The organism is Pseudomonas sp. (genome assembly GCF_030698175.1).
Lineage (GTDB): Bacteria > Pseudomonadota > Gammaproteobacteria > Pseudomonadales > Pseudomonadaceae > Aquipseudomonas.
On the sequence record NZ_JAUYNT010000029.1, the window covers coordinates 413,237 to 425,573 of the forward strand.

At 59.5% G+C, this 12,337-nt stretch carries 12 protein-coding genes and 1 pseudogene; 3 read left to right on the forward strand and 10 right to left on the reverse strand.

The annotated features are described in order from the left end of the window. Window positions 1-41: 41 nt before the first annotated feature. Together Q8R10_RS17190 and Q8R10_RS17195 are read right to left on the reverse strand one after the other, a co-directional pair. The gene (locus tag Q8R10_RS17190; RefSeq protein WP_305655068.1) at window positions 42-1,145 is read right to left on the reverse strand and encodes a PLP-dependent cysteine synthase family protein; all 1,104 of its coding nucleotides are present in this window, start codon (window positions 1,143-1,145) and stop codon (window positions 42-44) included. 10 nt (window positions 1,146-1,155) lie between these two features. Next, window positions 1,156-1,401 (reverse strand): annotated as a pseudogene (locus Q8R10_RS17195) (EamA family transporter); the annotation flags it as partial. Window positions 1,402-1,632: 231 nt separating this feature from the next. Here Q8R10_RS17195 and Q8R10_RS17200 point away from each other — a divergent pair. Together Q8R10_RS17200 and Q8R10_RS17205 are read left to right on the forward strand one after the other, a co-directional pair. Beyond that, window positions 1,633-2,343 carry an rRNA pseudouridine synthase gene (locus tag Q8R10_RS17200; protein ID WP_305655069.1) on the forward strand — a complete coding sequence of 237 codons (711 nt, stop codon included), beginning with the start codon at window positions 1,633-1,635 and terminating at the stop codon, window positions 2,341-2,343. Between the two features lie 74 nt (window positions 2,344-2,417). Next, window positions 2,418-2,990, forward strand: a complete 573-nt coding sequence (locus Q8R10_RS17205) for a hypothetical protein (RefSeq protein ID WP_305655070.1) — start codon at window positions 2,418-2,420, stop codon at window positions 2,988-2,990. Window positions 2,991-3,086: 96 nt separating this feature from the next. On the opposite strand, the gene Q8R10_RS17210 is transcribed toward Q8R10_RS17205, so the two are convergent. From Q8R10_RS17210 to Q8R10_RS17235, 6 genes are all read right to left on the reverse strand, one after another. Then, window positions 3,087-3,647 (reverse strand): nucleotidyltransferase family protein, encoded by a 561-nt coding sequence (locus tag Q8R10_RS17210; RefSeq protein ID WP_305655071.1) that lies wholly within the window; start codon window positions 3,645-3,647, stop codon window positions 3,087-3,089. A gap of 114 nt (window positions 3,648-3,761) precedes the next feature. Then, on the reverse strand, window positions 3,762-4,163 hold the full coding sequence (locus Q8R10_RS17215) for a hypothetical protein (RefSeq protein WP_305655072.1): 402 nt from the start codon (window positions 4,161-4,163) through the stop codon (window positions 3,762-3,764). A gap of 96 nt (window positions 4,164-4,259) precedes the next feature. After that, window positions 4,260-4,985: an ABC transporter substrate-binding protein gene (locus Q8R10_RS17220; RefSeq protein ID WP_305655073.1), complete on the reverse strand. Its 726-nt coding sequence runs from the start codon at window positions 4,983-4,985 to the stop codon at window positions 4,260-4,262. A 47-nt stretch (window positions 4,986-5,032) separates the two neighbouring features. Further along, window positions 5,033-6,364 carry a phospholipase gene (locus tag Q8R10_RS17225; protein WP_305655074.1) on the reverse strand — a complete coding sequence of 444 codons (1,332 nt, stop codon included), beginning with the start codon at window positions 6,362-6,364 and terminating at the stop codon, window positions 5,033-5,035. A 510-nt stretch (window positions 6,365-6,874) separates the two neighbouring features. Then, on the reverse strand, window positions 6,875-7,930 hold the full coding sequence (locus Q8R10_RS17230) for a haloacid dehalogenase-like hydrolase (RefSeq protein ID WP_305655075.1): 1,056 nt from the start codon (window positions 7,928-7,930) through the stop codon (window positions 6,875-6,877). A 481-nt stretch (window positions 7,931-8,411) separates the two neighbouring features. After that, complete coding sequence (locus Q8R10_RS17235) at window positions 8,412-9,761, reverse strand: DEAD/DEAH box helicase (protein ID WP_305655076.1); 1,350 nt, start codon at window positions 9,759-9,761, stop codon at window positions 8,412-8,414. 164 nt (window positions 9,762-9,925) lie between these two features. Between Q8R10_RS17235 and Q8R10_RS17240 the strand changes: the two genes are divergently transcribed. After that, window positions 9,926-10,438 (forward strand): anti-virulence regulator CigR family protein, encoded by a 513-nt coding sequence (locus Q8R10_RS17240; RefSeq protein WP_305655077.1) that lies wholly within the window; start codon window positions 9,926-9,928, stop codon window positions 10,436-10,438. Window positions 10,439-10,477: 39 nt separating this feature from the next. Here Q8R10_RS17240 and rarD read toward each other — a convergent pair whose 3' ends face one another. Both rarD and Q8R10_RS17250 read right to left on the reverse strand, forming a co-directional pair. After that, window positions 10,478-11,374: an EamA family transporter RarD gene (gene rarD, locus Q8R10_RS17245; protein ID WP_305655078.1), complete on the reverse strand. Its 897-nt coding sequence runs from the start codon at window positions 11,372-11,374 to the stop codon at window positions 10,478-10,480. A gap of 197 nt (window positions 11,375-11,571) precedes the next feature. After that, entirely contained in the window at window positions 11,572-12,171 is a 600-nt protein-coding gene (locus Q8R10_RS17250) for an FMN-dependent NADH-azoreductase (RefSeq protein WP_305655079.1), read from the reverse strand. Between the last annotated feature and the right edge of the window lie 166 nt (window positions 12,172-12,337).

Sequence of the window (12,337 nt, forward strand, 5' to 3'; positions counted from 1 at the left end):
GGGTGGGCTGAAGCCCACCCTACGAACCACAGGCCTCGGCGCTAGTAACGCCAAATCGCGCTGTCAGCAAAGTCCGCTGGCAGCGCCGCGCCCGTCTCGGCGCAGGCCGCCACCTGTTCAATCAAGGGTTCAAGATCAAAACCCTGTTGCGCAAGCCAAGCCTGATCGTAATAGGTACTGGCATAGCGCTCACCGCCATCGCAGAGAATCGCGACCAAAGACCCTTGTTCACCGGCAGCCTGCATGCGTTGCGCCACCAGCAAAGCGCCGAGCAGATTGGTCCCACTGGAGCCGCCCACCCGTCGCCCCAGGCGCCGACTCAGATAATGCATACTGGCTAACGACAGCGCGTCCGGCACCCGGCACATGGCATCCAGCACATGCGGCATAAACGAGTGCTCCACCTGCGGCCGGCCAATGCCCTCGATGCGCGAGCCGCAAGCCAAAGTCAGGTTGCGATCACCGGTGCGGTAGCAGTCGTAAAATACCGAATGCTCGGCATCGGCGCAGAGCACGCGGGTGGCATGCTGGCTATAACGTACATAACGGCCGAGGGTGGCCAGGGTACCGCCGGTGCCCGCGCTGGAAATCAGCCAGGCTGGTTCAGGATGAGGCTCATGGCGCATTTGCTGGTAGATCGATTCGGCGATGTTGTTGTTCGCCCGCCAGTCGGTAGCCCGTTCGGCGTAGGTGAACTGATCCATAAAGTGTCCGCCGTGTTCAGCCGCCAAGCGTTGTGACTCGGCGTGCAGGCGCGTGGGGTCGGCGACCAAATGGCTCTTGCCGCCGTAAAAGGCAATCTGCGCAATCTTCTCCGGCGAGGTGCTGGCCGGCATCACCGCGATAAATGGCAAGCCTAACAAGCGGGCAAAGTAGGCCTCCGACACCGCAGTCGAACCGCTCGACGCCTCAATCACCGGCGCCCCAGGCCGCAACCAGCCGTTACACAACGCATACAGAAACAACGAACGCGCCAATCGATGTTTAAGGCTGCCCGTGGGATGGCTAGATTCATCCTTGAAGTACAGATCAATCCCAGCAAAGCCTGGCAGCTTCAGCGGGATCAGATGGGTATCGGCACTGCGCTGAAAATCGGCCTCAATCAGCCGGATCGATTCGCGAGTCCAACGATGACTATCACTCATGCGACACTCCTCAATCCAAAATCCCCGCCACAGACACGGGCATTCGGCTGCGCCACTGGCTCAGCGCCACGCCGGCAAACACCAAGGTCGCACCGAATACTTGCTGGCCAGTCAACCGCTCGCCCAGCAGCAGCACCGCAAACAGCAAGGTAAACAGCGGAATCAAGTTGACGAACGCCGAGGCCTGATTGGCGGGCAGCCGGCTCACGGCAAAGTTGTACAGACCATAGGCGCCAACCGTCACCACCAAACACAGCATTGCCTGCACTTGAGCTTTTGCCTGCGCCACAATCAGGTCTCCTTATGTAGCCAAGCAGTATACGAAGGCCGCAGGCCTGCGCCCAGTTACAGTGGCGCGACAATTTGCCCAGTAACTGTGCCGCTGGCGCGCGGCCAAGCACTTTCACGCCGCCGCAAAGCACTATTGCTGCGCACAAGCCGGCGCTGGCGATTACAATGCAGCTCCCCCCAATTTACGGCCACCCGCATGACTGATCCGATTCGCCTCTCCAAACGCCTGGCCGAACAAGTAGGCTGCTCGCGCCGCGAAGCCGAGCTCTATATCGAAGGTGGCTGGGTCACGGTGGACGGCCAAGTCGTCGAAGAACCGCAATTCAAGGTCGAGCAGCAGTTGGTCGCCCTGCACCCGGAGGCCGTGCTCACCCAACAAGAGCCGATCACCCTGATAGTGCACAAGCCGGTCGGCATGGTCGCCGACGACGCGCTAAAACTGCTGCGCAAAGAAACCCAGGCAGCCGCCGACCTCTCGGCCATTCGCCCGCTGCAACGGCATTTTGAGCGCCTGACCATGTGCCTGCCGCTGGACACCGATGCCTGCGGCCTGCAGGTGTTCACGCAAAACTTCAGCGTGTCGCGCAAGCTCAACGAAGACATCAACAAACTCGAACAAGAGTTCATTGTCGAAGTCAGCGGCGAATTGGTGTCCCACGGCCTCAAGCGCCTGGCTCACGGCCTGAACTTTCGCGGCAAACCGCTGATGCCCTGCAAGGTCAGCTGGCAGAACGAAACCCGCCTGCGCTTCGCCCTGAAAAACCCGCTGCCGGGGCAGATTCGCCATATGTGCGAGGCGGTTGGTTTGAAGGTGATCAACCTCAAGCGCATCCGCATCGGCGGCGTGCCCATGGCCAAGCTGCCACTGGGTGAGTGGCGCTACCTGGGTCCGAAAGAAAAATTCTAAGTCGCCCGCCTGCTGGCCATCGTCACGCCGCCAACGCATTAACCGCCAATCCCTGTGTAGGACGTGCCTGTTTTATGAGCCGTAGAGTTATCCGCGCCACACTGCTGTGCATCAGCATCTGCGCATCGGCGGCGGCAATCGGCAAGGTTGAGGTGCAGGCCGTGCAGCACAAAACCGCCGGACCCATCCTCGCCGTCAGCGTCTCGGAAGACATTGCTCCCGGCGACTATGAAGCCCTGCTCAAAGGCCTCACGGCCAACCCCGGCAAGTATGCCAAGAAGCTCGCGCTGCTGGACAACATCGGCGGCAGCGTGCCGGAAGCCATCAAGATGGGTCGCCTGCTGCGCGAAGCCGGCTTCGACACCCTGGTCCCGGCCAGCGCCGTGTGCCAAGGCAGCTGCGTCTACCTGCTGGCCGCCGGCCGCGACAAAACCGTGCGCGGCTATGTCGGCATCCACCGCCCCTACTTCGCCAATGGCGACTCCGCCCAGGCCAACCTGGCCGGCAATACTTCGCGCTACAGCCCCGCCGCCTACTTCAAAGAAATGAACATCCCCAGCAGCCTGGCGGCCGACATGCAGTCGATCGACCCAAAGAACCTGCGCCTGCTGACAGCGCTGGAGCTGGCCAGCTATCGGCTCGATTAAGGGGCAGTGCTGCGGGTCTGGGTTTGATGGGCCGCGAGGCTTAGCTAATGACGGCATCGACCAAAAATGAACATGAAACTTCGAAGCTGAAGCGCTTCAGCCTATCGGAAAAACCTTCAGGTCCGGCCAGGTTGCGAGCCAGTTTTTTGCGCGAAGGCGGTTCAGATAGATCTGCTGTTTCTCTGTCTGGAACCTCGCCGTAGGTCGAACGACAAGGTTAAAGAGATCGTCTAGGCCGAGTGGTGCCGCGACCTCGACCACCCCCTCCACTCCAAGCCTTACAGCTACCGCAGTGGCCGTTTCCGGCCAATGGGTCATGGCATCGGCCGCCGAGAAGTAGGGGGAGTCATCATTGCGAAGGTGCATACGCGCCTGGTTCTTTACGGACCAATCTATCGTGTAGTCCTTGCGTCGCAAGGCGGCTTCGATGTGAGCGTCCAGATCCAGAGAGGTCCGCTCGCTGTCGAACCAGATGACATCGACATCCGGCGGCAGCGGTGAGGTGCTTCGCTGATGCAGGTGATCCCATATCGCGCTGCGCACAAAGCCCGCTGCAACCCAGCAATCTGGAAGCTCCAGCTCTTGCACCAGACGGAGTATTCGCCAACGTACCGGATCGGCAGCGATGATGGTCTGCACCTGCGAAAGCTGAATCATGAGCAACGGCCTAGATGTTCGAAGTCGAAGCGAGAGACTACCAATCCAGCTGCGTTAATGCCTGCTTCTAGCGACAACCACCCCCGCTCACATTCCCCTCTTGCAACCCACACCTCACCCCTCGCGAAACAAATCATGAGCATCCAGCAACCGGTAAGCGATCTCGGGCCGTTTCTCCAGCCCGCGGCGAATCGCGGCCTGGATGGCTTGGCGGGTTTTGCGGCACAGGCCGGGCAGCTCGTCGATATGCACGGCGATGCCGCGCATGCTGCGCACCTCGTTGCGGCCGGGGGCGACTTGCAGGCGGATGCCGAGTTGCTCATGCAGGCGTTGCTGCAGGCGTTCGAGGTCGCTCAGGCTGTCGATATTTTCCAGCCGTTCGAGCAGGCGTTTTTCCTCGGGGCGGGTCAGGCGCAGGAAGCGCAGATCCGCATCCGGGTTGTCCAGCAAGCCTTCGCGCCCGCAGATGCAGGCGCCGGGCGGGCAGGATTGGCGATTCTGAAATGAGGGCGTCATGGCCTGCGATCATAGCCAGCCGAGGGCGCCTTTGCCTATCGGCTTTATCGCCAAGCCAGCGCTGCACCACACAGGGCAAAAGACGCGGAATAGCCCTTAATAATCCGCGTAGCGTTGCTCGATCCGCTGGTACTCACCGCTCTCACGTATGGCCTTCAAGCCCTGATTGAACCTGTCGCGCTGAGCGGCCAGACGAAAGCCCACCTGATAAGACGAGACGGGAAACAGTGGATAGACAGTAATCGGCTGGCTGACATCGACTTGATCGGCCACGAGCGTATTGAAGTAGCGAAAAATCCGCCGATCGGCGATCACCAAATCGATGCGCCCGGCATACAGCAAGCGGTTACGGTTGATCTGCCACGGCTCTTCACGGTAGCGCGGGTTGTGCTCGGCCATCGCCTGAAACTCGGCGCCCAGAAAAAACCTGGAGCGCTGAAAGCTGCTGACGGAGTAGTCGGCAAGATCCGCGATACTGTTGATCTGTAACTGCCGCTTAGCCAGCGCCACCGCAACATTCTGGTACTGGATATAAACATCCGAATAGAAGGCCGCGCCGCCGTCGTCTTGGGTGGTGGCAATGCCATCCAGCTCGCCACGTTCGAGGCGCAGATGCAGGCGCTCCATCGGCGCGTAGTAAGGCTGCAACACTTGAAAACCGGCGCTTTTGAGGGCCGCGACGACTATCTCGTACTCCAGCCCGCGCTGCTCATTTTCAAACACATAGGGCGGTTTGTTGCTGCCGAAACCCATGCGCAAGGGTTCTGCCGCGAAGATCGGTAGGCAAAAGCCCCATAACAGCGCCAGCAAGCAAACCCGCATACCCATCCCTCGCTTAGATGCTGCCTACAGCATAGCGAGGCGTGCCGCTAAGGTGTCTCCCCGGCGGCAGGCGCTGCGCTTATTGGCGACAGCGTACCACGCACCGCGTTGCGGCTATGGGCGCCAAAGTTACCGATCAGCTCAATCAGCAAGGCGCTCAATTCGGCGCTGGGCGCAGCTTCAGCGGCCAATTGATTGCCCTGGCTAAAGCCCTCGGTCGCGGGGGCTGCCGCAAGCGCCTGGCCGACCAAGGCATCCAGTTGATCGGCGCGGGCAAACGACTGCGCCGACACCTGGTTGCGTAAATAGGCGCTGTCAAAGGCTGGGTAATTGCCGTCTTTGCTGGTGTCGGCATAGGCCTGCAGCAGCGGGCTGGCGTTTTCGCCGTCGCGCAGCAATTGCTGCAGCCATTTGAATTGGTACTTTTCAATCTCGGTGTGGCGGGTCGCGACCCGCTCAATCGCCGCTTTTTTATCGTCGCCAAAACCGGCCGCATCTTTGGCCGCCGTCCAGATCAGGCTGCTGGTCTCAACCCCCGGCAACACCTTGGCGTGATAGGGCTGGGTCAGGTCCTGGATGTAATGCAGGCCCCAGCCCATAAAGCGATAGCCCCAGTACGGATGGCCATGCTCGAAGGCGTAACGGGCCAGACCAAAATACTGATAGGCGCGCCACTCGGGGTAGGTGCGGGTCAGAAAGGGCCCGGCGGCGAAGATGATGGCGTCGTCGTGGTAATAGCCAATGTGAAACGGCGCCTGGGAAGAATACTCAAAGCGCGCATCACCAAAGGGCTGCGGGCCGAAGTTGTACTGGCCACCGACGTCGCCCGGATTATCGCTGAACAGATTGATGTCGTGACCGTAATCCGGTTCATCGGCGGCGCTGGCCACCACCTGCAATGGGCTCAGAGGCTCACCGGCAGCGACTGCCAGAAAACGCCATTCGTCCCAGACGCTGAGCTTTTTGTAGAGCATCACCTCTTGCGCATTTAAGTGCGCCCGTCCTTCAGCCGGATAGCCCGGCAAGGCCTGAACGAAGTTGGCCAACTTGATTTCAGGGCTCACCCGCAGCGCCTTGAGAAACGCCGTCTGCTGCCCGCCTTCACTCTCGCCCTGCCAGCGCAACGCGGCTGGACGCTCGGGATAACCGGGGAAATTAGCCAGGGCAAAGGCCTCTTGCTGATCAAGCAACGCCTGCAAGCCCGCGGCTTCACTGCGCAAAAAATCCTCCAGCGGCTCAAGCTGAACCGCAGCGGCTTGCTTGAGCGCCGGCAAATCACGCAAGGCTAAGACAGTGCCAAGCGAATGATTGGACCAGGCAAATGCCGTGACTGGCAGAGCCGTCAGCAACACACAAAGGACTTTAAAAGTGGACTTCACCAGCAACTCCCGAGCAGCGACTCAGCGCCAAACGGCGCGCAGCATTTAATGCTCAAAGATTAACAGCCGACGCCCCACGATGCAGCGTCCAGAGATGCCAGCGCGACTCACCGAAAGCGCCGCAGGGGGTTGGGCAACAGTCAAGCCGTGGACGGTAAAGCAGCGCTGCGCAGCAACAAAAAGGCGCTGTACCCGTTAGGTGTTGAAGCGCGCGGACCGGTTAGGCGATGCCTGATGCGCGGTAATTCAAGGGTGGGTTAGGCGCATGACCACGGGCTATCTGCTGATGCTTAGTCCGTTGCGCCGTAACCCACCAGATGGGGTCGGCCGATCACCGCTTGGTGGGTTACGTGGCGCACAGATTGCGCAGTTGATTTTCAAACTCTGCTCTGCGCCACTAACCCACCCTACAAAAACTGTGTGCAGCACGGAACCGAGTCAGCGCCAACAAAAAGGGCCGACGCAGTTGCTGTGTCAGCCCTTTTATTTGTCCGTAAAACTAAGCCTGGCTTATTGAATCTGCTCCGGGGTAACGATCAGCCAGTTTTTGTCGGCAGTCACCGGCAGACCAAGTTCAACTTGCGCGGCGCTGTTTTTCTTGATCATGGCGTTGATCTGGTCCATGTACTTGGCCTTGCGATTGACCCACAGGTGGATGCCGCCCTTGGCTACATCGACGCTGTGAAACAACATATAGCCATCGCTGATCGGCGTATCGCCGGCCACCAGCACGGGTTTTTTCCACTCATCGATATAGGTCAGAATCGCCGCCTGTTTACCGGCCATCCAGGTCGCGGGCGTCCACAGGTAAGGGGTGACTTCCAGGCCGAGGTTGGCCTTCTGGTCGTAGTTGCCGGCAATGATCTGTTTGCGCGCGGTGGTCAGGGCGCCGCTCTTGCGGTCTTTCAGCAAGGTGGTCACACCAATGACGTTCTGCGGTTTGACGTTGTAGCCGTACTTGGGATCAGCCGCCACCATGCGCACCAGCTCTTCATGGGCGGCGCTGATGATGTAGACCTCGATGCCGTTTTCCGTCAGCAGATTCATCAGCTCTTTTTGCCCGCTGAAAATCTTCGGTGGATTGATCTCCACCGTTTTGACCACATCGCCTTCGTAGTAAGTGCTCGGCACCGGCTTGCCGTAAGCCATCAGCGCATCGACATGCACCTTAAGCTCGGCCAGGGTAAAGCCCGAGAACACTTGCGCTACCCAGGGGTAGCAAACCATGTCGTCGAGTTCACAGAGGCGATAGTAATAACTGTTGAGGCTTTCCTTGTTGCCGTTGACGTCCTTGAACGGGATTAGCAGCAAAGATGGATCGAGTTTCTCGCGGGTCAGCACCCCCTGCATTTCCAGAAACGGCAGCAGCGACTCTTCCAGGTCATAGCGATAGCTGGTGTTGTCCATGTCGAATACGGCGTAATTACCCTTGTTGGCATTCGCCTTGATCATGCTTTGCAATTGCTTGGCGGCAGGCTCCGGCCAATGACTCAATTCAGTCGCCATGGCCTGAGCGCCAAGGCTCAGCCAAAGCGCAGTGGCTAGTAGTGTTTGTGCAAGCTTCATCGGGTTACTCCTGTAAGTGCTGAATGAAATGCAAAACCGCGAACTTTCACAGTCGAACGTAACAAAGCGCTTACAGCCCGCCGATGACGATAGCGACCCGAGGCGTGCTGATTGCGTCACCACCCTGCCGGTTTGCGACCAAGGCGCCGGCCACGGCAAAGTGCCACGCTAGCTGCGCGGGCAAATAGTGAGTTCAGGATTGTTGCTGTGCCGGAAATCGAACGGGATCTGCCGGTGCTGGGAACAGGGCCTGAAACGACTGCGGCGCGGGCCAGACTGGATAGTCCGACCCGCGCCGCAGTGGCATTTCTCAGGGTGGCGTTAAGCCAAAAGCGGTTTAACAGACCGTTGAAAAATGCAGCGAGCGACGGCTAGGCAAGGCGAAATCAGCCGAAAAAGCGCAGTGTACGAGCTGTACATGAGCATTTTGAGGCTGATTTCAACGCCGCATAGCCGAGCGCAGTAGTTTTTCAACGGCCTGTTAGGCGCCCGCTTCAGCCGCCGGCTTCTTACGCTTGAGCGGCGCCAGACCATCGTGGCTGACCAATGCCGGGGCATCGGGTTGCGGACGGTTGATCGATTTACGTTTATTCGGCTTGGCGCTGACTTTTTTCGCGGCGGCTTTTTTCTCGGCAGGGGTTTTCTTCTTCTTCACGCCCACCGCTTTACCCGAGGCCTTAAGGTTTTTCGGGCCCTGGTAGATGCCTTTGACATCCTTGATATTGCGCCGCTCGAAACGCTGTTTCAGGTAGCGTTCGATGCTCGACATCAGGCTCCAGTCGCTGTGGCAGATCAACGAGATGGCCAGGCCCTCATTGCCGGCGCGACCGGTGCGACCGATACGGTGCACGTAGTCGTCGCCACTGCGCGGCATATCGAAGTTGATCACCAGGTCCAGGCCTTCGACATCCAGGCCGCGCGCCGCCACATCGGTGGCCACCAGAATCTTCGCCCCGCCCTGCTTCATGCGGTCGATGGCCAGCTTGCGGTCCTTCTGGTCCTTGTCGCCGTGCAGCACGAACACCTTGTAATCGGCGGCCACCAACTTGCCGTACAGGCGATCGGCCTGCACCTTGGTGTTGGTGAAAATGATCGCCTTTTGATAGGTCTCGTTGGCCAGCAGCCAGTCAACCACGCGCTCTTTGTGGTGGTTGTGGTCGGTGGTGATAATTTGCTGACGGGTGCCTTCGTTCAACTGGCTAACGCTGTTGAGCTGCAAATGCAGCGGGTCACGCAGCACGCTGCCAACCATCTCACGCAAGCCCGCGCCGCCGGTGGTGGCGGAGAACAGCATGGTTTGCGCACGGTTGCAGCACTCGCCGGCCAGCCGCTGCACGTCTTCGGCAAAGCCCATGTCGAGCATGCGGTCGGCTTCGTCGAGGATCAGCACTTCAACATCATTAAGTTTGAGGTTGCCGGCGTTCAACTGCTCGAGCATCCGCCCTGGGGTGCCGATCAGAATATCCGGCACCTTGCGCAGCATGGCCGCCTGGACTTTGAAGTCTTCACCTCCGGTAATGATCCCCGACTTGATAAAGGTGAACTGCGAGAAACGCTCAACTTCTTTCAGTGTTTGCTGGGCCAACTCACGGGTCGGCAGCAAAATCAGCGCGCGAATGGTCACGCGCTGCATCGATGGGCCCATCAAGCGATTGAGCAGCGGCAGCACGAAGGCGGCGGTTTTGCCGCTGCCAGTTTTCGCCGTCACCCGCAGGTCGCGTCCTTCCAGCGCTGGCCCAATGGCCGCTGCTTGTACCGGGGTTGGCTGGACAAATTTAAGCTCGGCCACGGCTTTCAGCAGACGTTCATGCAGGGCGAATTGGGCAAACACGGGCAACACCTCAAAAAAATCACAGAATCAACTGCATAGGATAACCCGGATGCCGCTGCGAGGCCGGGGATTTCTGCCTAAGCAACAACGCTGGGAGGCACTAAACTGCTTAAGTATCCTGACATAACCTAGATTAAGGCCAAGCCCGCCCAAGGAGTCACGCCATGTCCATAACCCGCCCCTCACTGCTCGGCGTCACCTGCCTGGCCGCATTGCTAAGCAGCAGCCTGCTACTGGCCGACCCCGGTAACGCTAAAAACAATCAAGGCAACAGCCAGAACGGCAAGGCGAACAACAGTCAAAGCAGCCAAAGCGCTCAAAGCAACAACTCAAAAGCGCAAAGCAACAGCAAGGCCGCCAACGCCAGCCATGGCAACTACGACGACGATGAGCATTTGCAGCAGCGTTATGACGATGACCTGGACCGAATTTTGCGGATTTTCACCGACCACCACGGCCAGTACGGCCAGGTAGACGCATTGCCGCCCGGCATTCGCAAAAATCTGGCCCGTGGCAAACCCTTGCCACCCGGCATCGCGAAAAAGCTCGACCCCGACTTTGCCCGGCAGCTGCCCTACTACCAGGGCTACGAGTGGCGCCAGGTCGGCACCGACGCCTTGCTGATCAATATCACCACCGGCATCATCCGCGAAATCATGTGGGATGTGCTGCGCTAAACATCGTGACGCAGACGGCAGGCGCGGCGGCCTGCCCGATCAAAACCCCTGCTGCGCTTGCTTGCGCAGCAGTCGCGCGCTGTCCCAACCAATCAACACTACCGCCAGCCAGATCGGCAGATAGGTCCAGAGTTGCGCCGGATTAAAGTGCTCGCCCAGCAGCAATACCGAAACGCCAAACAGCAGCACCGGCTCGACATAACTGAGAATACCAAACAGCCCCATCGGCAATAAACGGCTCGAGGTCATCATCGCCGCGAAGGCCAGCGCACTGAGCAAACCTAAGCCCGGCAGCAACCACCACAGCTGTGGCGCCTGCTCAAACGCATCCGGCAAACCGGCGCTGACGATCAGCCAGATGGCCACCGGCGTCAGCATCAACATCTCCAGCACGAACCCCGACAAGGCATCCAGGCGCATCCAGCGGCGCAGCATAAAGTACGGCGGGTAGCCCAGGGCCGCCACCAGCGTGACCCACGAAAAGGCGCGGGTCAGCCACAGCTCATGGGCCACCCCGAGCAAGGCACACAACACCGCCAAACGTTGCAGCGCGCGCAAACGCTCACCGTAAAACACCCGGCCGACCAACACCATCGCCAAGGGCAGCAAAAAATAGCCCAGCGACACTTCCAGCATCCGCCCGCTCAGCGGCGCCCAGACAAACAGCGCCCATTGCACGCCCATCAGCAACGCCGCCAGCGGCAAGGCGGCCAACAGCTTCGGCTCAGCCCGCAAACGCTGCAGCGCAGCTGCCAACACCGCCCACTGGCGCGTCAGCAGCACCAATAACAGCACCGCCGGAATCGACCACAGCACCCGCTGGGCAAACACCTGCACCCCATCCAGCGGCGCCAGTTCGCGCACATAGCCTGGGATCAACACAAACAATAGCGAGGCAATCAGCGACAGACTGACCCCGCGTCCCGACAACTTCACTTAAGCCCCCTAGTGGCAACGCCAAACCCCTGCGCAGCGCTTTAGCGCGCCGCCAACAAGGCGCGACCTTAACCTGTTAGCCAGGTTCTGGGAAACCGTCGGACACCCAACTAAAAAGGCCGACACCCTTGCGGATGTCGGCCTAGCGCGCCAAGGAGCAACGGCGCGGTAAACAATGCTCAATCAACTGCGCAAATTCAGACTGCCTGCACCAACTGCGCCTTGGCCTGCGCCAAGCCCTGTTCGGCCACCACGCCGCCCATGTTCAGGCCTTCGGCATGAATAAAGCTCACCTCATGGATACCGATAAAGCCCAGCGCCTGGCGCAAGTAGGGTTCTTGATGATCCAGACCGCTGCCGGCATAGATGCCACCGCGGGCAGTCAGCACAAAGGCACGCTTGCCGGTCAGCAAGCCTTGCGGGCCGGTGTCGGTGTATTTGAAGGTGACGCCGGCCCGCAGCACATGATCGAGCCAGGCCTTGAGGGTGCTGGGAATGGCGAAGTTGTACATGGGCGCAGCCAGCACCAACACGTCGGCAGCCAGCAACTCATCGCTGAGGGTATTGGAGCGCGCCAAGGCGGTTTTTTCGGCCTCGGTTTGCTGCTCGGCCGGGGTCATCCAGCCACCCAGCAAGGTGCTGTCCAGGTGCGGTACCGGCTCCAGAGCCAGGTCACGCACGGTCACCTGATCATCTGGATGGGCCGTTTGCCACTGGGCGATAAATTGCTCGGTGAGCTGACGCGAGACCGAACCTTGTTGACGCGCACTGCTTTCAATAACCAGAACTTGGGACATGCTGAGCACCTCGGCAAGAAACTATATTGGGGTTGTTTGGTGTTGATGCAGGCAAGGTTATAGCCCGAGCAATCGATTAAAAAGCGCAAATACACGCTAATAACCATCGAAATAATTGATTTATAAGCCAGCCCGAATTAGCCTCGAGCCCAATTTATACGATCGT